The organism is Gordonia sp. UBA7599 (genome assembly GCA_002477755.1).
Classification (GTDB): Bacteria; Actinomycetota; Actinomycetes; order Mycobacteriales; family Mycobacteriaceae; genus Gordonia.
The window spans coordinates 4,668-24,143 of the sequence record DLKD01000152.1; the positions used below are offsets into that span (position 1 = coordinate 4,668).

The following is a 19,476-nucleotide window of genomic DNA, read 5'->3' on the forward strand; positions in this document are numbered from 1 at the left end:
CCGAGCGCGTGTCGATGCCCGATATCGATATCGACTTCGACGACCGTCGCCGCGGTGAGATGGTGCGCTATGCCACCGAGAAGTGGGGCGAGGACAAAGTCGCCCAGGTCATCACCTTCGGCACCATTAAGACCAAGGCCGCGTTGAAGGACTCGGCGCGCGTGCAGTTCGGCCAACCCGGGTTCGCGATCGCCGACCGGATCACCAAGGCGCTCCCGCCGCCGATCATGGCCAAGGACATCTCTGTCCACGGGATCACCGATCCCGACCACGAGCGCTACGGCGAGGCTGCCGAGGTGCGCGCGCTCATCGAGACCGACCCCGACGTCAAGCGGATCTACGACACCGCGCTGGGCCTGGAGGGCCTGATCCGCAACGCCGGCGTGCACGCCTGCGCGGTCATCATGTCCAACGAGCCGCTGACCGACGCCATCCCGGTGTGGAAGCGGGCGCAGGACGGCGCCATCATCACCGGTTGGGACTATCCCTCGTGCGAGGCCATCGGCCTGCTGAAGATGGACTTCCTGGGGCTGCGCAACCTGACGGTCATCAACGACGCGCTGGAAAACATCAAGGCCAACCGCGGCATCGAGTTGGACATGGACTCGCTGCCGCTGGACGACCCCGCCACGTTCGCGCTGCTGCAGCGGGGCCAGACCCTGGGCGTGTTCCAGCTCGACGGCGGGCCCATGCGCGAACTGCTCAAGCGCATGGCGCCCACCGCGTTCGAGGACATCATCGCCGTCGGCGCGCTCTACCGTCCAGGCCCGATGGGCATGAACGCGCACAACGACTACGCCGACCGCAAGAACGACCGGCAGGTCGTGAAGCCGATCCATCCTGAGCTCGAGGAGCCGCTGCGCGAGATCCTCGCCGAGACGTTCGGCCTGATCGTCTACCAAGAGCAGATCATGCAGATCGCACAGAAGGTCGCCGGCTACACCATGGGTCAGGCCGACAATCTGCGTCGTGCGATGGGCAAGAAGAAGAAAGAAGTCCTCGACGAGGCCTATGACGGCTTCGCTGCGGGCATGAGCGCCAACGGGTTCTCCGCGCCGGCGATCAAAGCACTGTGGGACACCGTCCTCCCGTTCGCCGGCTACGCCTTCAACAAGTCGCACGCCGCAGCGTACGGCCTCGTCTCGTACTGGACGGCCTACCTCAAGGCGAACTATCCCGCCGAGTACATGGCCGGGCTGCTGACCTCGGTCGGCGATGACAAGGACAAGTCGGCGATCTACCTCGCCGATTGCCGCAAGATGGGGATCACCGTGCTGCCCCCCGACGTCAACGAGTCGCAGCCGAACTTCGCCGCAGTGGGCACCGACATCCGTTTCGGCCTGGCCGCCATCCGCAACGTCGGGGCCGGGGTCGTCGAATCGATCATCGCCTCGCGCACCGAGAAGGGGAAGTTCACCAGCTTCTCGGACTACCTGGCGAAGATCGACGTCGGCGCGTGCAACAAGAAAGTCACCGAGTCGCTGATCAAAGCGGGGGCCTTCGATTCTTTGGAGCACCCGCGCAAAGGCCTGTTCCTGGTCCATGCCGACGCCGTCGACTCGGTGCTGGGCACCAAGAAGGCCGAGGCAATGGGCCAGTTCGACCTCTTCGGAGACATGGGTGGCGGCGAGGCAGCGGCCGAGGTGTTCGCGGTGCGGGTGCCCGACGAGGAGTGGGAGTCCAAGCACAAGCTGGCCCTCGAGCGCGAGATGCTCGGGCTCTACGTGTCGGGCCACCCGCTGGCCGGCGTCGAGCATGCCATTTCCGCACAGACCGACACGTCTATCACCAGCCTGTTGGAGGGTGAGGTGGCCGACGGTGCGCAGATCACCATCGGCGGCATCATCTCCAGCGTCAACCGCCGGGTGAACAAGAAGGGCGAATCCTGGGCCGCGGTGACGATCGAGGACCTCGTCGGCGGCGTGGAGGTCTACTTCTTCCCCCGCGCCTACTCGGCCTTCGGCATGGATATCGCCCAGGACAACATCGTGTTGGTGCGCGCCCAGGTCCGTGCACGCGACGACGGGCTGATGATCGCCGCCAACGACCTGGCGGTGCCCGACCTCAAGGCCGTCGGCGCCACCAAACCGGTCGCCCTCACGATCAGCGCCAGGCTATGCACGCCCGACCGTGTGACCGACCTCAAACAGGTCCTCAGTCGTCATCCGGGCCCCGCCGACGTGCACGTCACGCTGGTCAGCGAACAGCGGTCGACGGTACTGCGGCTCAACGAGTCGTTGCGGGTCACCCCGTCGTCGGCGCTCATGGGCGACCTGAAGGCACTCCTGGGACCCGCCTGCCTCGGAGCGTGAGACGATGGGCGTCGTGACCGACGCTCCGACCCAGATGCCAGCGACCAGGGACGAACCCGCTTTGCCGACCGTCGCCGATATCGGCGCCGCCGCGCAGCGGATCGAGGGCGCGGCGATCGTCACGCCGCTCGAGTACTGCCCGCGGCTATCGGCGCGCCACGGTGTGCAGGTGTACCTCAAGCGCGAAGACCTCCAGGCGGTGCGGTCCTACAAGATCCGCGGGGCCTACAACGTGATGGCACAACTGGGCGCCGCCGAGCTGGCGCGCGGCGTCGTCGCCGCCAGCGCCGGCAACCACGCCCAGGGCGTTGCCTTTGCGTGCCGCACCATGGGGGTGCCCGGGCGCATCTACGTGCCCACGACCACGCCCAAGCAGAAGTGCGACCGCATCGCCTGGCACGGCGGCGAATTCGTGGAGCTGGTCAAGACCGGCGACACCTACGATGACGCGGCCGACGCCGCACGCGCCGACGTCCTGCAGTCCGGTGCGGCGTGGATCCACCCGTTCGACGATCCGCGCACCGCAGCCGGGCAGGGCACCATCGCACGGGAGATCGTCGAGCAGCTGGGCGGATCGCCGGCGCTGACGGTCGTCCCGGTGGGCGGCGGCGGCTGTCTGACCGGGGTGATGACCTATCTGTGCGCGACCGACCCGAACACCCGCATCCTCGGCGTCGAGCCGAACGGAGCGCCGTCACTGGCTGCCGCCCTGGTCGCTGGCGAGCCGGTCACCCTCGACGAGATCGATTCGTTCGTCGACGGGGCTGCGGTGCGCCGCGTGGGGGCACTCGCCTACACCGCCGTCGCGGCCACCGCCCCAACCGTGACCGCCCATCCCGACCTCGATCCGTACCGCCGGGATCCAGCGGCGGTGACGACCGTCGCGCCGCGCGCCCCGATCGCGGGCGGCGAGGTCCGGGTGACCCAGGTCGACGAAGGTGCGATCTGCTCGACGATGCTCGAGCTCTACCAGAACGAGGGGTTGATCGCCGAGCCCGCAGGCGCCCTGGCCGCCGCCGCACTCGACGACGTCGACTTCGCCGGATCGGGTCTGACGGAGTCGTCGGCGGTCGTGGTCCTCGTGTCCGGCGGGAACAACGACGTGTCGCGCTACGGGGAGGTCATCGAGCGTTCGCTGGTGCACCGCGGCCTCAAGCACTACTTCCTCGTCGACTTCCCGCAGGAGCCCGGTGCGTTGCGGCGATTCCTCGACGAGGTGCTCGGACCCGACGACGACATCACGCTCTTCGAGTACGTCAAGCGCAACAACCGGGAGACCGGTGCGGCGCTGGTGGGCGTCGAGTTGGGCGCGCCGGAAGGTCTGGGTCCGCTCCTGGAACGGATGGAGCTTTCGCGGCTGCAGTGCCAGCGGCTCGACCCTGCCTCGCCGGAGTACCGCTACCTGACATGACACCCGGCCGGGTCATGTGACCCAAATCGCGTTGGCGGTCGGGGAGCACGGTATATTACTGCGGAGTCGGACTATCGCCGTGATCACATGACGACGTGGGGGCCGACGACTCGGACGGTGGGGACCGCCCGAACTGTGGACGACCGCAGCCATGGACTAGCGAAGGCAGGGGAGTGGTCACAAGTACGCCGGAAACGGACACACCGCGCAGGCCAGCACGTGCCTCCGGGGTGCGAAAGTGGTGGAACGAGCACATCGTCGCCTCTTTCGACACCTTCGGGCGGCAGCTCGGGATGTTCGTCGAGGTCTTCCGCACGCTGGTCACTGACATCGCCAAGCGTCAGTTCCCGTTCGGGGAGTTCGTCCGCCAATGCGCCTTCATGACGAGCACGTCGGTGTTCCCGACGTTGCTGGTCGCCATCCCGATCGGCGTCATCGTGTCGATCCAAGTCTCCAACATTGCCGGGCAGATCGGTGCGAACGCCTTCGCGGGCGCCGCGACCGGCCTCGGCGTCATCCGTCAGGGCGCCCCACTGGTGACCGCGCTGATCATGGCCGGCGCGATCGGCTCGGCCATCGCCGCCGACCTCGGGTCGCGCACCATCCGCGACGAGATCGACGCGATGAAGGTGATGGGCGTGAACCCGGTGCAGCGCCTGATCTCCCCGCGCCTTCTCGCCACCATGGTGGTCAGCTTCCTTCTCTGCGGCTTCGTCTGCTTCGTCGGGTTCATCACCGGCTACGTGTTCAACGTCTACATGCAGGGCGGCACCCCGGGCTCGTACACTTCCACGTTCGCGTCGTTCGCGGGGCCCGCCGACCTGTGGTTCGCACTGATCAAAGCGGTGATTTTCGGTGCGATCGTGGCGATCGTCGCCTGTGACCGCGGCCTGAACACCAAGGGTGGTCCGGCCGGTGTCGCCGACTCGGTGAACGCCGCCGTGGTCAACTCGGTCATCCTGCTGTTCACCGTCAACGTCGCGATGACGCAGGTCTTCGCGCTCGTCATCCCGGCGAAGGTGGTGTGACATGACCGCCTCCCGGTATACGCCGCCGGCGCTGAAGCCCGTCGAGATCCTCAAGAGCACCTACCGAGGCCCGCGCGACGCGTTGGTGCGGATGGGCCACCAGCTGACCTTCCTGATCAAGTCGCTGGGCGCGGTACCACTCACCTTCAAGCACTATGCCGGTGAGGTGTGGCGCCTGCTGGCCGACATCGCGTGGGGCAACGGGGCCATCGTCGTCGGTGGCGGCACCGTCGGTGTCATGGTCATCCTCGGCGTCATGGGCGGTGCGACCGTCGGCATCGAGGGCTACACAGCGTTGCATCTGTTGGGCATGGACCCGCTCGTCGGCGCCATCTCGTCGTTTGCAACGACGCGCGAGATCGCGCCACTCCTTGCAGCGACGGCATTCACCGCCCAGGCGGGGTGCCGGTTCACCGCCCAGCTCGGATCGATGCGCATCAGCGAGGAGATCGACGCTCTCGAGGCGATTGCGATCCGCCCGATGCCCTACCTGGTGACGACGCGGATGATCGCCGCCGTGTTGTCGATCGTGCCGCTGTACGCGATCGCGCTGTCGGCGAACTACCTTGCCGCCCAGTTCATGTTCCAGATCCAGAGCGGCCAGGGTGACGGCACGTATCTCTACTACTTCCAGCAATTCCTGCTGTCGTGGGACATGGTGCTGTCATTCCTCAAGGTTGTCGTGTTCGTCCTGCTCACGACTTTCATCCAGTGCTATTACGGCTACTTCGCCAGCGGCGGTCCCGAGGGCGTCGGCGTGGCCGCCGGCCACGCCATCCGCTTGGCCATCATCGTCATCGTGTTCGCGAACCTCGTCATGACCCTGGTGTTCTGGGGCACGTCGTCCGGAATCAGGATCTCGGGGTAGGCCATGCCGTTCATCGACACCACCGGGCGCAATCCGTCGCTCACCAGCTACACGTTCCGCGGACTGGCGTTCCTGGTGGGGATCATCGTGCTCCTCACCCTGCTCGCACTGCGCTACACCGGGACTTTCGACAAGACCGTCCCGGTCACCGCGACCCTCAAGGACGTCGGCGACGGCCTGGTCAGTGCTGCCGACGTCCGCTACAACGGCTACATCGTCGGTGAGGTCAGCGGCGTGACCTCGACCGATGACGGTCAGATGCGCCTCGTGCACATCGACCTCGATCCGAAGCAGGCGACCGGCATCCCCGGCAACGTCACCGCGCGCACCGTCCCGTCGAACCTGTTCGGCGTGAACTCGGTGGAGCTCATCCCGCCGGTGGAGGGGGCTACGCCGACGAAGATGGTGTCTGGAACCAACATCAGTGCCGACACCACTCAGCAGACCTTGGCGCTGCAGGACGCGCAGAACCAATTGCGCGACATCCTGCGGGCAGTGCCGCCGGAGCAGTTGTCGGCGGTGCTGGCCACGATCGCCGACGCGATGCGCGGCGGTGGTACTACCTTCGCCATGTTCTCGGAGTCGCTGCGCGAATACTTCGAGCAGCTGAATGCGCTGTTCCCGGCTGGTGCACCTCCCGGTTTTGACAACTTCAACGCGACCGTCGTCGGGTTGTCACGCTCGGCACCGCAACTGCTCGACGCACTCGGCAAGAGTGTGGTCCCGGCCGCGACCATTGCCGAGAACCAGCGCAACCTGACCGCTTTGCTGTCGGCGGCTCAGGGTGTGACCGACGAGGCGCAGGCGCTGTTCGCTGCCAACGGTGACACCGCCAAGCCGCTGGTGACCGACCTGAGCCGGACGGTGGGGGCCGCGGTCCTCGAGCCGCGGTCGCTGCCCGACGCCATCGTCGCACTCAACCGTCTGGCCGCCCGTGCGCAGACCGTGTTCACCGGTATCAATGGGCATGCCCAGTTGAACCTGGGTGTCAGCTTCAGCGCATTCATGCGGTACACGCGGCAGAACTGCCCCGTGTACAACGGCGGCAAGTACGGCCAGTTGCGCGGACCGGGCTGCGTCGGACCGGGCACGGGCACCGGCCCGACGAGTTCGGGTCCGTTGATGATCTACCCGCCCAGCATGCGTCGGATGGCCGCTGGTTCGGTGACCACCGGGACCGATGTGGGAACACTGCGCAAGATGCTCGGCCGTGATCCGTCACCGGCGGAGATCCTGATGCTCGGGCCGCTCGTCGACTCGACGCGCGTCCAGCCCACCCGGAAGCCCGGCAGCGCGCCGGCAGGGCCGCGCAAGCCGTCGGCGCAGCAGCCGTCCGGTGCCCGGAATCGATCGGAAGGAGGACGATGAGTATCCGCAAGCCGCTCCTCGGCTTCTCCCTGTTCGCGGTAATCGCGCTGCTGTTGACTTACACCATCTGGTCGACGCTGATGCGGACCGGCCCGCGCCACACCAACGACTACACCGCGGTGTTCAGCGACTCCTCGGGCCTAGCCGGCGGTGACGACGTCCGCATGGCCGGCGTCCGCGTCGGTCGCGTCGAATCGATCAAGTTGGAGAACGGGAAGGCGCGGGTCGACTTCACCGTCGACAGCAACCAACACGTCCTGGCGGCGACGAAAGCGGCCATCCGCTACCAGAATCTCATCGGGCAGCGGTACATCCAGTTGAGCCTCGTCGACGGCCAGCCGCACACGCCACTGGCGGCCGGAGCCCGGCTGCAGCAGCCTTCCGAAGACTCGTTCGACGTCACCCGACTGTTGGCCGGCTTCCAGCCGTTGTTCGAGACACTGACCGCCGACCAGGTCAACGGTCTGTCGCAGGGCATCATCGCGGTGCTCCAGGGCGACAATGTCTCGTTGACCAACACCGTGGCGCAGATCAGCACACTGGCCAACGACATGGCCGACCGCGACCAGGTGATCGGCTCCATCGTCGCGCACCTGTCAGGCGTCATGTCTGATCTTTCCCGGCAGGGCACCCAGATGAGCGACCTGGTGAAGGGCGCCGGTGAGCTTGTCGCCAGCCTCAACTCCAACTCGGCCGCCTTCGGCAAGGTGGTCGACCAGGTGGGCCGCACCGCAGCCGGGTTCGGCACCATCCTCGGGCAGACGCAGGCCTCCCTGGCGAGTGCGGGGCGCGACGCCAAGCTGGCGACGGGGAAGCTGATCAACATCGGCGGCAAGCTCGACCGCGCCGCCGTCGAGTTGCCCGTCTTCCTCGGGCATTTCCCGATGGTCATGGGCCAGGGCGCCTACCTCAACATCTATGCGTGTGATCTCGACGTCGCCTTCGGCGACGTGCTGCTCCCGCCGGGCCTGTTCAACAAGGTCGGCGGCACCGCGCACTCGGAGGCATGCCGATGAGCGTCAAGTCGATGTACCGCAAGAAGCCGCAGTTGGTGGTCGGCCTGATCGGCGCCTTGGTGCTGGTGGTCGCCCTGGTGGCGACGTTCGTGCTGGCCGGCGCGCACCTGGGCAAACGGGGCTACACCGCCGACTTCGCCCAGGCCGGCGGTATCCGTTCGGGCGATAAGGTCCGGGTCGCCGGTATCGATGTCGGCGAAGTCAGTGGGACGAAGCTGGCCCGTGACCACGTCGTGGTGTCGATGAAGGTCGACAAGGATGTCGATGTGCGGTCCAACGGGTCCGCCGAGATCAAGATGTCGACGCTGCTCGGCCAGCGCTACGTCGACATCTCGCTGGGCGATGCGCCGGACAAGCTCAAAGACGAGCGCTTCGGTCTGGAGAACACCCGCGTGCCCTACGACCTGCAGAAGACGATCGAGGCGGGCACGCCCATCCTCACCGGGATCGACCCCGACGACTTGTCGTCGAGTCTGCAGCAGCTCAACCGGCAATTGGCCGGTACTCCGGCGCTGGCGCGACCGGCGATCGACGGGCTCGCGCGCATGTCGGAGGTCATCACCAGCCGCAAGGGGCAGATCGACCAGTTGATCCGGGACACCAAGACGGTGACCGCGATCGTGGACGACAGCCAGGTGCAGTTGTCGCTGATCATCGGTCAAGGCCAGCAGCTGGCCACCAAGATCGTGACCCGCGAAGCCCTGGTGACCCGGTTGCTCGACGGCATCGCGGCACTGACCCGGTATGCGCAGACGGTCGGCGCGCAGAACGCCGGTCAGCTGGCGCCGATGATGGCGAACATCCAAACCATTTCGGCCGGTTTGGAGAAGAACCGGGCCAACCTGCGCAAACTGCTGGAGATCCTGCCGATCACGGCACGTGCGACGACGAACGTGATCGGCGACGGCCCTTACGCGAACGGATACCTGCCATGGGGCCTGTTCCCCGACAACTGGCTGTGCACGGCCCGGGTGGTGGACGGATGCTGACCAACCGCAGGCGCGGCGTAACGCGCACGGCCGCCGGAGCGGCGCTAGTGGTCGCGGCGGCGGTGGGCACCTCGTCGTGCTCGCTCGTGCCGGCCGGGGTGAATTCCGCCTTGGGTCGGGCCATCGAGGTCACCGCCTATTTCGACAGCGTCGCCGGTCTTTACAAGGGCAACGATGTTGCCGTCCTCGGCATGCCGGTCGGCCGGATCACCGATATCAAGCCCGAGGGCGCCCGGGTGAAGGTCCGGTTCACCGTCGACAAGTCGGTCCCGGTCCCCAAGGACGTGACCGCGGCGATCGTCAACACCTCGATCGTGACGACGCGCCACGTCGAGTTGTCGCCGGTGTATGAGCAGGGCGAGCGGCTGCGCAACGGGGACACGATCAAAGAGACGAAGGCGCCGGTCGAGATCGCCGAACTCTTCGACTCGGTCAACACGCTGATGAAGACGTTCGGCGGCGACGGCGCGGGCCGTGGTCCGCTGGCCGACTTCCTGGACCTCGCCGACGGCATCACCGCCCAGAACGGCCAGCGTTTCGCCGATGCCGTCACACAGATGAGCCAGGCGGGAAAACTGGCCGCCGATAACGGTGACGCGCTGGTCCAGATCATCAAGATGGTCAACGAACTCACATCGAAGCTGGTCACGAACTACCCGAAGATGCGGACGTTCTCCAGCTCGGTGACCGACGTCGCCGCCACCCTGAACCGCCAGTCGCCCGGCCTGGTCGCGGCGATGAGCGATCTCAACGCGATGCTGCGCAATACCACCGACTTCCTCGCGAACAATTCCGGGACGGTCGGGGTGTCGATGAGCAAGCTCGCCGCTCTGGCCGAGAATCTCGGCGACTACTCCCGGCAGCTCGTCGAGACGATCGACCTGGGACCGCTGCTGTTCCAGAACCTGTCGAACTCGGTGTCGGAGGAGCAGGGCGCCTGGCGCGTCCAAGTTTTCCTGGACAAGTCGCTTCTGGATAACCAGATGTTGGCGCGGTTCTGCGAATCGATCAACCTGCAGGCGAACGGCTGCCGCACCGGCCAGCTGAAGGACTTCGGGCCGGACATGGGCATCTTCGCGGCCATCCTCGAGAGCATGAAGGCGGGGGGCTAGATGACTACCAGGGCAACGCGCACCGCACTGTGTGTCTCGATCGCGGCCACACTGGCACTCTCAGGATGCAGCAAGCTCCCGGGCCTCACCGTCGAGCAGATTCCGCTCCCAGCGCCGGGCGGTGTCGGCGACGGCATCACGGTCCGCACCAGTTTCGACAACGCGCTGAACTTGCCTGCGCGCGCCAAGGTGAGACTGCGCGGTACCGACGTGGGCATGGTGACCAACATCGTGGCCAAGGACTACCGCGCCTACGTCACGATGGTCGTCAGCAAGAACGTCAAACTGCCGATCAACACCGGTGCCGAGCTGCGTCAGGCCACGCCGTTGGGCGACGTCTTCGTCGCCTTGCAGCCGCCCGAGCCCGACAAGGCCGGTCCGTCGGCGGTCAACGGCAGTGAGTTGACCGGCACCACGGGTGCCGCGGCCACGGTCGAGGACCTGCTCATCTCCGCCGCGGCCTCGGTCGACGGCGGCTCGCTGGGGTCGTTGCAGACCATCATCACCGAGCTGGCCGCGGCCATCGGCACCACGCCAGCCGACCACAAAGACCTCATCGGTGTGGTCAACGGCTTCACCACCGCCATTTCCCGGCTCAACGCCAACGCCGCGCAGGTCGACAAGTCGATGCTGCTGACCAGCAACCTCACGGCGCAGATCGCAGCCGGCCGCCCCCAGATCCAGGCGGCGATCGCGAAACTGCCCGCTGCGATCAACACGGTGAACGACCAGATGTCGGCAATCCTCGCGACCATGGAGAAGACGAACAAGGTCACCGCCGCCACGACCGACTTCCTCAACACCACCCAGGGCAACACCATCGAATTGGTGGATTCCCTGGCCGTCGCGCTGAGTGGTCTGAACGAGGCGACCGGCTCCATCGAAGGGCTCGTCGACAACCTGCATGCGCTGCTGCCCAAGTGGTCCAAGACCACGAGGACCTCAGCGGCGACGGTGTCGACGCGCGTGTACTACCTGACGCCGGGCACCGGATTCGACGCAGCGTCGCGCTTCCCCGAGTTGCGCGACCTCGATGAGGGCACCAAGGCGCTTGAGCAGACGCTGACGCGCATTCTTGCGCAGCTGACCGGGACGAAGGGGTGCTGCGGATGATTGCCTTGCTCAAGAAGCACTCGGTGCTCGCCGGCAATATCGGGCTGGTGCTCGTGATGCTCCTCGGCCTGGCGTATTTGACGTTCGGGTCGCTGGGGTGGCGCCCGCTGGCCAAAACGTACGGATTGACCGTCGAACTGCCCAACTCCGGTGGAATTCAGACGACGTCGGACGTCTACCTGCGCGGTGCGCGGATCGGCACCGTCGACAGCATCCAGGTGCACCCCGATCATGTCGCTGCCAAGGTGACCATCGAGGACGGCCACAAGATCAACCGCAACTCGATCGTGCGGGCCAGCGGATTGTCGGCGGCCGGTGAGCAGTTCCTCGACTTCCGGCCGACGACGTCGGACGGGCCGTACTTCCGCAACGGCGACGTCGTCCCCAAGTCGCAGGCATCGGTGGCCATCCCGTTCCCGAAGATGCTGGAGACGACTCTGAAGGTGGTCGATCAGATCGACCCGGCCAAGCTCTCGCGGACCATCGAACAACTCGACATCGCGCTGGGCCGGGGTCACGACGGCAACGACTTGCGTGTGCTGCTGGACTCGGCGGGCACCGTGTTCGCCGACCTCTACAAGGTGTTGCCGCAGACCCAGAACCTCATCAACAACGCGGGAGCGATCCTCAACACGTCCAGCGGGATACAGCCGGATCTGCAGCGCCTCGTCGGCGGCGGATCCGCGGTCATCAATGCAGCGATGGCGGCGGACAAGGAGCTGCGCACGCTGCTGGGTAACGGCGCCACCCAGGTGACCAGCCTGACCGGCTCTCTCAACGAGATCCGCGATCCGATCACCGATGTCCTCAAGCAGTTCCGTGAAATCGCCCGGCAGGGTTCGCTGCGCGCCCCGGCCATCGCCGCCCTGTTGCCGTCGATCCGCGATGCCAGCTCCAAGTCGCTGTCGATGTTCCACAACGGCGCCTGGTGGGCGATGGGCTCGGTGTACCCGCGGCCATCGTGCAACTACCCGGTGATGCCGACACGGCCGACGAGAATTCAGGAACTGACGATCCCGCTCAACCTGTACTGCGTCACCGAGGATCCCAACCAGCAGATCCGCGGTGCCGCGAATGCGCCACGCCCGCCCGGGGACGACACGGCCGGTCCGCCGCCGAATTTCGATCCCAACGCCCGGACGGTCCCGCTCGACCGGTAGGTTGGCGGCGACCGAGCCGCCAGGTGCCCGCGCCCGGAGCGCGGGGCGGCGTGCGTGTAGCGACCGACAAGACCCGAAGAAGGATGCATGGCGCCCTCTGCCAAGAATGACGATGATTCCGAGCGCGACGACTTGACGTCGGTCAAACGCAAGTCCCGGTCGGCGGCTTCCGCACGTCCGACGGCGAAGAAGTCGGCTCCCAAGCCCGCCGAGGTCGACGACCCGGGTGATAGCGACGACACCGCCGACACCGCGGACACCGGCGCAGATGGTGCCGCCGAGGCCGAGGAGAAGACCAGCACGGCGGATCGAGCGGGCAAGACTGCCGCCGCTGTTGCCTCGCCGGCGAAGGAGTCGGTCGCCAACGAGTCGGGTAGCCGCGAGTTCTCCCTGACGGTCAACGCCGAGACGCTGCGCAAAGCGGCGAAGGCGGTCGCAGCGCTCGCGGTCGCAGTGCTACTCGTGGTCGCCTGCTGGGGTTGGTACTCGGCGCGTCAGCAGCTGAAGGCGTTCGACGAGGTCAAGGCGGCAGCCAGCAAGTTCATCGTGACGAGTATCGAATACACGAGTGCGGACAAGATCGACCAGGCCAAGGAGGTCCAGGGGCCGCTCGTGACCGGCAAGATGCGCGAAGAGCTGAGCCAGGACCGTAAGGAGTCGGCCGCGGCCGTGCGCCAACAGGGGATCAAGGCGACGGCGAAGGTCGACACCGCTGCGGTGGAGCGGATCGAGGGCGACGAGGCGACGACGCTGATGATCGTCACCGCCACCGGTACCTCCAACCTGTCGCCGACTCCTCAGAAGCGCACTGTCGCGCTGCGCCTGCAGCTGCGCCGCGAGGGCGGCAAGTGGTTGGTGGCCGAGTCCAAGGGGGTCGGGGATTTCAGCGCCACCGGGGTGAACCCGCAACCGGGTGCACCCGCCCCCGGAGCACCCGCGCCGCGCTAGTCGGACCGGTCGTCCGGGGCGCCTTCCGCAGACTATTTTCGTTCCAGGACGACAATCGGTCGGCCGCCGTCGAGGAGGTCGGCGATCGCCACGTCTCCGGCGAACTTGCGGTTGCCCCCCCGGTCGATCCAGGTTCCGTCGGGCAGGGGCAGGAAGGTGCTCTCCTTGGGTTCGTGGGCAAAGCTGTAAGTGTGGCGCGCGCAGGCCACGATGACGCGTGGCCCATCGTCGGGTGAGGGGCCGCGGCCGAAGGCCAGAATTCGTTCGGCAGCTGCGCCGGAGGCGGTCAGCGCCATATAGCCGGAGCCGGTGCGGAACGAGTCGGGGTGGCGCCGCCGCACCGCGAGTGCCGCGATGATCGCCTGGCTTTTCTGGTGGTCCAGGCTCTGCTGGTAGTCGACGGGCCTGCGGTTGTCGGGGTCGACGAGCGAATCTGTCCACCATTGACTGCCCTGGTAGATGTCACCGACGCCTGGGCAGAGCAGGCTGACGACCTTGCGCGCCACCGCGTCGGCGCGCCACGGGCCAAAGGTGAGGGCGACCAGTTCCATGAGAGGGGTGTTGACCGACTCGTCGGTGACCCGGTCCACCCACTCGACGAGGCGATCCTCCAGCCACACGTTCGGCCGCGCCCACGACGACACCTCGCCGGCCTCGCGCGCCGCTTTCACCGCGTACGCCGCCATCCGTTCACGCCACTGCTGATCGGGCTGGATCGGGCCGTCGTCGTCGACCGGCCATGCGCCGAAGAGGTTCTGCAGCAGGAAGGCCCCAATAGTGGCATCCGGCGGCGGGACGGCTCGGGTGAGTTGGTTCACCAGCAGTGCCCACCGCTGCGGGACCTGGGAGAGCATGCTGACCCGGGCGCGGACGTCCTCGCTGCGCAACGTGTCGTGGGTGGACAGGGTGGTGAGGGCGCGCGGGAAGCGTGCGGCCCGCTCATGGTTGGCGTTGTGGAAGGTCGAGAGTTCGGGCAGCCCGAGCCACGCCTGGCAGCCCAATTCGTTGAGTGAGACCAGGCGGGGGTTGCGATAGAACAGTTTCTTCTCAACAGCGCTGGCGTACACCGACGCGCAGAGCTGTCCCAGCTGTGCGGCTGCGGCGGGGGCGGTCTCGATGGCCTCGACGACGTGGGGGACGGCTTCGCGTACCAGCGGGTCAGCGTCGGCAACGAGTTCGCCGATCTCGGCGATCAGCCCCGAGCCGACGTGCTGATCGGGCCGGTTGACCGGCATGAGGGCGATCATCTCGGCGGTGACGGTGCACAGGTCGGTAATCGACGGGGTGCCCTCACCGATCGCCTCGGCGAGTGTGACCGCCAGGCGCGCGTGTTCGGTGCTGTAGTGCTGCGCGAGGGCCTCGTGCTTGAGCTTCTTCTGCTCGAGCAGCATCCATGTCGAGTCCCCGGCGATACCGGTGGTCACCTCCGCCAGCTCGGTGAGTTCGCTGAGTCCGGCGTGCGAGGTGAACGGGGCGCAGACGACCGCGAGCTGTTCATAGCCGGTGGTGCCGTCCGAAGCGGTGCCGGCGTCGAACGGTTCCAGCGGTGCCAGCATTGTCTCGGCGTAGATCAACCGGTCGGGCCCCAAGTCCTCGCGCAGGCGATCCAGATAGGCGCGGGGATAGGCGATGCCGTCGAGGTTGTCGACGCGCACACCGTCGATGAGGTCCTGTTCGATCAGGTCGCGCAGCCATCCGTGGGTCGCCTCGTACACCTGCGGCTGGTCGAGCCTCAGCGCAGCCAGGTCGGTCACGTCGGTGAAACGCCGGTAGCCGTAGCGGCCACTGGCATGGGGCAGTAGGCGGTAGTGCTGGCGTGCGGCAACCGATGCCGGGTCGTCGCCGGGTTCCACCGTCCCGGGGGCGGTCGGGAACACCCGTTCGTGATAGACGAGGTTGTGCTCGGCGTCGAGGGTCAGCGCGGCTAGGCCGTCCTCGCCGAGGACGGGGAGTTCGATGATGCCCTCGGGGGAGGGCAGCAGGTCGAACCAGGCCGCGTAGGGCGACTCGAGGCCGTGGCGCAACACGTCGGACCACCAGGGATTGGCGGCCGGATCGGCGATCCCGACGTGCTGGGGGACGATGTCGATGATCAGCCGGAGACCCCGTTTGGCAGCCGATGCGCACAGTCGTTGGAACTGCTCGGGTCCGCCCAGTTCCGGGCTGATGCGTGCCGGTGGCGACCAGTCGTATCCGTGGGTCGAGCCGGGCATGGCGGCGAGGATCGGCGAGAGATACAGATGACTCACACCGAGCGTGGCGATGGGCTTGAGGACCTTGCGGAGTTCGGGAAATCCGAAATCAGGGCTGAGCTGGACCCGATAAGTCGCTACGGGCGGTTCATTTTTCGCCACAGTCTCGACTGTACCGGTCAGTGCTCACCGATCCAGTCGATCTGTTCGCGGAGCTGGCGGCCCAACTCGTCGGTGAGGCTGCGGACGTAGGTCGCCGACAGGTGGTGGTAGTCCTTGTACACCACGATGTTGCCGACGATCGCGGGGCACCAGACGGCATCGCACACGCCAGCGGTCATGTCGACACGGTGGAACAGCTTCGGATGGGCTTGCGCGAACGGGATCGACGGATCGGTCGGCGAGAGGGCCGAGGCGCGACGTGTGCCGCAACTGATCGCGTCGCCGCCCTCCGACAGGCACACCGGGGTGATGAAACCCTCGCCGTGCTTGTCGCGCGGCCACGGGGTGTCCCGCACGCCGATCACCGGGATACCGGCGTCCATGAAGGATTCGAAGATCGGTTTGTAGGCGTCGGGCATCCAGTCGCCGGGGGCGCGGTCGCGCGGTCGGGTCGTCGTCGTCATCACCGCGTCGGGGTTGTCGGCGATGATAGCGGCGACGACGCGTTGGCCCCAGTCATAGCACTCGGGGTAGGGGTTGTCGGTGCCCGACTTCTTCGGGATCCGCTCGGTGGTCAGCGCGCAACCCATCTTGAGGTAGGTCTTCACCTTGAATCCGTACCGCTTGCCCAGGATGTCCATCGCGGAGATCCACATCTCCGCGTGGGAACCGCCCGCCAGCGCGATGGTGCGCTTGGCGTTGCGATCGCCATACACGCCGACGTGGATCTCGTTATCGAGGAAGTTCGACATGAAGCCGTCGGTGCTGGTCTCGGGGAAATCGAACTCCGCGACGTTGGGCGCCGGGCGCGGCGGTCGGTCGGGTACGGGCCATCCGTCCAAGAGTGCTCGCCCACCGGGGTACTCGTGCGGGTTGAGGGTGCGGGTGTCCACGCGCTGGGACATGACGTGCCACGCCCAGACCTTTCCGCCGACCCCGACCGCGGTGACGCCGACGAGCAGCAGCGCCATCACGGCGGTGCTGTAGGTCAGGACATGGCGGCGTACCCAGCTGCGGCTGCGGGCCACATTGGGTGCTGTCGCCGGAGTTGCCGTGCCGCGCAGCGGGACCGGGCGTCGCGAGTAGCGCACTGGGTCCTCGATGTAGCGCTTGCACAGCCATGCCAGCAGCACCGACAGGACCAGCAGCGCCGTGCCCTCGACGAAGTTCGCGTGGTTCTTGTCGCGCCAGGTCAGGTAGAAGATCAGCAGCGGCCAGTGGATCAGGTACAGGGAGTAGGCGATGTTGCCCAACCAAATCCCCTGAGGGGTGGCGAGCATCCTCGACACCTCCGGCTGCGGCTGGGTCTGGCCGTCGGGGAGCGGATGGGTCAGGGCGGTCGCGCCCACCCAGATCAGGGCGATCGTCGACCCGACCGGGACGAGCGCCCACGGTCCGGGGTACTCCGCGACACCGTCGAGCCACCATCCGCAGGTCAGGATGAGACCCAGTGCGATCACGCCGACGGCGTTGCGGAGCCAGTTGGGCACCCGTGTCCGCGGCATCCAGATGGCGAGCAACCCGCCGGCCAGCGGTTCCCAGGCGCGCGAGAAGGTGTCGTAGTAGTTGAACGGCTGGTCGACGCCGTGGCGCATCGCCGCCCAGTAGAACGACAGTGCGGCCAGACCGAGGACGCCGAGCCCGACGAGGAACCGCACGCCGCGCTCGGTGCCGATGCGGGCCAGGGGCTTGGCGAAGAGCTTGAGCAGCCCCGCGCTGAACAGCGCGATGAGCATCATGCCCAGGAAGAACTGGCCTTGCACCGACATCGACCAGATGTGCTGCAGCGGGCTGTTCGTCGAACTCGCCGCCAGGTAGTCCTGGGAGTTCTTGGCGAGGAACCAGTTCTGGTAGTACAGCGCCGACGCGACGATCTGCTTGCCGATATCGATCCAGCGGCTCTGGCCGATAACGACGACGGTGAGCACCGCAACGCCGATCAGCATCGTGTAGAGCGCGGGCAGGAGGCGCTTGAGAAGTCGGGAGATGCGAGGCCACGGGTCCAGCGTGTCGCGATAGGTCATCCGTGGCGATTGAGCGGTGATGGCGTGGCGCAGCAGCGACCCGATGAAGAAGTAGCCCGACAGCGCCAGGAAGACGTCGACACCGCCGGAAACGCGGCCGAACCAGATGTGGAAGCAGGCCACTAAGAGGATCGCGACGCCGCGCAGCCCGTCGAGGTCCGCGCGGTAGGGCGCAGCGGCCGTCTTGGCACCGGTGTCCGGCTTGCCCGGCTTTGCGTCGAGCGTGCTTCCAGGGTCCACCACGGTGAGCGAAGATACCACGATCAACCTGAGAGAACGCTCAGGCCAGAGGGTTGCGAGCCGGTGCCGCAGACTCTACGAGGCGGCGGTTGCGACGGTCTGCGCGGCGCGGACCTGACGGGCGCCGGCGAGGACGATTGCCAGGGCGTCGGCGAACTCCGCGTCGTAGTCGCGATCGCCGGGCCCGGTGACGCCCAGGCGCTCCATCTGTTGGCGGGTCTGCTGCTCGATCGTGAGCCCGATGACGAGCTGGGCGATTGCGGTCACCAGGCCTCGCCGCGCGGATGCCGACAAGCCGCCGTCGCGTGCCGCATCGGTGAGGTGGTCGAGCACCGCCATCGTCGATAACCCGCTCGACCAGCCTGATGACACCACCTCGGCGCTGTCGGGGACCGCGCACAGGCTCGCGCGCATCGCGCGGGCCACCGATTCGAGCCGTTCGTCCCACTCCAGGTCGTCGGCGGGTGCGGTCACATCGGCGAGGATGTCGTCGCCGAGGGCGGCGAGCAGCGTCTGCTTGTCGGGGTAGTGCCAGTAGAGCGCATTGGGCGAGACGCCCAACTCGGTGGCAAGTCGGCGCATGGACAGGTCAGCCAGGCTGTGCCGGCGCAGGACCTCCCGCGCGGCCGCCAGCACATCCGTCCGGGTGATCGCCATCCGCCCACCGTAGCGGGTGGGTGTGAGAGCCGGCACACCGGCCCTGTACGGTGTACAGGACGCCCTACCAGGAATCGAGCGTCCTACCGCCCACGACGCCGAGGAGGATCGAGCCCATGGCACCTTCGATCGCGGCGACGGCGGCGCAGATCGACGCCGAGCACGTGTGGCACCCATACGGTGCGATGCCGGCGGCCGTGGCGCCGCTGATGGTGCACTCCGCCGACGGCGTGTATCTGGAGACCGAGGCGGGTCGGCTCGTCGATGGGATGAGCTCGTGGTGGGCCGCGATCCACGGCTACCACCACCCGGTGCTCGACGCGGCGGCGATCGACCAACTCGGCGCGATGAGCCACGTGATGTTCGGCGGCCTTACCCACCGCCCGGCGATCGAACTCGCCGCGCGGCTCGTCGAGATCACCCCGGCCGGGCTGGACAAGGTGTTCTTCTGTGATTCGGGCTCGGTGTCGGTCGAGGTCGCGGTGAAGATGGCGCTGCAGTACTGGCGGGGGATGGGTAGGCATTCCAAGACACGGTTGCTGACCTGGCGCGGGGGTTACCACGGCGACACCTTCACGCCGATGAGCGTGTGCGACCCCGACGGCGGTATGCACGCGATGTGGACCGACGTCCTGGCCGACCAGGTCTTCGTCGACGCGCCACCGGCCACCTACGACGATCGATACGCGCAGGCCCTGCGGTCGGCCATCGCCGCGCACGCCGATGAGCTCGCCGCCGTCATCGTCGAGCCGGTCGTCCAGGGTGCCGGTGGGATGCGGTTCCACGACCCCCGCTATCTGGCCGTGCTGCGCCAGGCCTGCGATGAGGCCGGCGTGCTGCTGGTCTTCGACGAGATCGCCACCGGCTTCGGCCGCA

At 67.1% G+C, this 19,476-nt stretch carries 15 protein-coding genes; 12 read left to right on the forward strand and 3 right to left on the reverse strand.

What is annotated here, in order from left to right:
• The 11 genes from dnaE to B4L26_RS17730 all read left to right on the forward strand — a co-directional run.
• The coding region (gene dnaE, locus B4L26_RS17680) for a DNA polymerase III subunit alpha (RefSeq protein WP_290721008.1) at nt 1-2,312 on the forward strand (2,312 nt) is incomplete at its 5' end.
• A gap of 4 nt (nt 2,313-2,316) precedes the next feature.
• The gene (ilvA, locus tag B4L26_RS17685) at nt 2,317-3,723 is read left to right on the forward strand and encodes a threonine ammonia-lyase IlvA (protein WP_290721009.1); all 1,407 of its coding nucleotides are present in this window, start codon (nt 2,317-2,319) and stop codon (nt 3,721-3,723) included.
• 230 nt (nt 3,724-3,953) lie between these two features.
• A complete protein-coding gene (locus B4L26_RS17690; protein ID WP_290721011.1) occupies nt 3,954-4,751 on the forward strand; it encodes an MlaE family ABC transporter permease in 798 nt (265 codons plus the stop codon).
• A gap of 1 nt (nt 4,752) precedes the next feature.
• Nucleotides 4,753-5,619, forward strand: coding sequence for an ABC transporter permease (locus B4L26_RS17695; RefSeq protein WP_290721012.1), 867 nt, complete (start codon nt 4,753-4,755; stop codon nt 5,617-5,619).
• A gap of 3 nt (nt 5,620-5,622) precedes the next feature.
• Nucleotides 5,623-6,987, forward strand: a complete 1,365-nt coding sequence (locus B4L26_RS17700; protein ID WP_290721013.1) for an MlaD family protein — start codon at nt 5,623-5,625, stop codon at nt 6,985-6,987.
• Complete coding sequence (locus B4L26_RS17705) at nt 6,969-8,003, forward strand: MlaD family protein (protein ID WP_409563531.1); 1,035 nt, start codon at nt 6,969-6,971, stop codon at nt 8,001-8,003. Before B4L26_RS17700 ends, B4L26_RS17705 begins: the two co-directional genes overlap by 19 nt.
• Entirely contained in the window at nt 8,000-8,992 is a 993-nt protein-coding gene (locus B4L26_RS17710; protein ID WP_290721015.1) for an MCE family protein, read from the forward strand. Before B4L26_RS17705 ends, B4L26_RS17710 begins: the two co-directional genes overlap by 4 nt.
• Nucleotides 8,986-10,104, forward strand: coding sequence for an MCE family protein (locus tag B4L26_RS17715; protein WP_290721029.1), 1,119 nt, complete (start codon nt 8,986-8,988; stop codon nt 10,102-10,104). The genes B4L26_RS17710 and B4L26_RS17715 overlap by 7 nt, the downstream gene beginning before the upstream one ends.
• Entirely contained in the window at nt 10,105-11,217 is a 1,113-nt protein-coding gene (locus B4L26_RS17720) for an MlaD family protein (protein WP_290721017.1), read from the forward strand.
• Nucleotides 11,205-12,377, forward strand: coding sequence for an MlaD family protein (locus B4L26_RS17725; protein WP_409563429.1), 1,173 nt, complete (start codon nt 11,205-11,207; stop codon nt 12,375-12,377). The genes B4L26_RS17720 and B4L26_RS17725 overlap by 13 nt, the downstream gene beginning before the upstream one ends.
• Before the next feature lie 87 nt (nt 12,378-12,464).
• A complete protein-coding gene (locus tag B4L26_RS17730; protein WP_290721020.1) occupies nt 12,465-13,325 on the forward strand; it encodes a hypothetical protein in 861 nt (286 codons plus the stop codon).
• Between the two features lie 32 nt (nt 13,326-13,357).
• Here B4L26_RS17730 and treY read toward each other — a convergent pair whose 3' ends face one another.
• From treY to B4L26_RS17745, 3 genes are all read right to left on the reverse strand, one after another.
• Complete coding sequence (gene treY, locus B4L26_RS17735; protein ID WP_290721021.1) at nt 13,358-15,679, reverse strand: malto-oligosyltrehalose synthase; 2,322 nt, start codon at nt 15,677-15,679, stop codon at nt 13,358-13,360.
• 17 nt (nt 15,680-15,696) lie between these two features.
• Nucleotides 15,697-17,946 carry an acyltransferase family protein gene (locus B4L26_RS17740; protein ID WP_290721022.1) on the reverse strand — a complete coding sequence of 750 codons (2,250 nt, stop codon included), beginning with the start codon at nt 17,944-17,946 and terminating at the stop codon, nt 15,697-15,699.
• Between the two features lie 72 nt (nt 17,947-18,018).
• Nucleotides 18,019-18,600, reverse strand: a complete 582-nt coding sequence (locus B4L26_RS17745) for a TetR/AcrR family transcriptional regulator (protein ID WP_290721024.1) — start codon at nt 18,598-18,600, stop codon at nt 18,019-18,021.
• Between the two features lie 116 nt (nt 18,601-18,716).
• On the opposite strand from B4L26_RS17745, the gene B4L26_RS17750 reads away from it, so the two are divergent.
• The coding region (locus B4L26_RS17750) for an aminotransferase class III-fold pyridoxal phosphate-dependent enzyme (protein WP_290721026.1) at nt 18,717-19,476 on the forward strand (760 nt) is incomplete at its 3' end.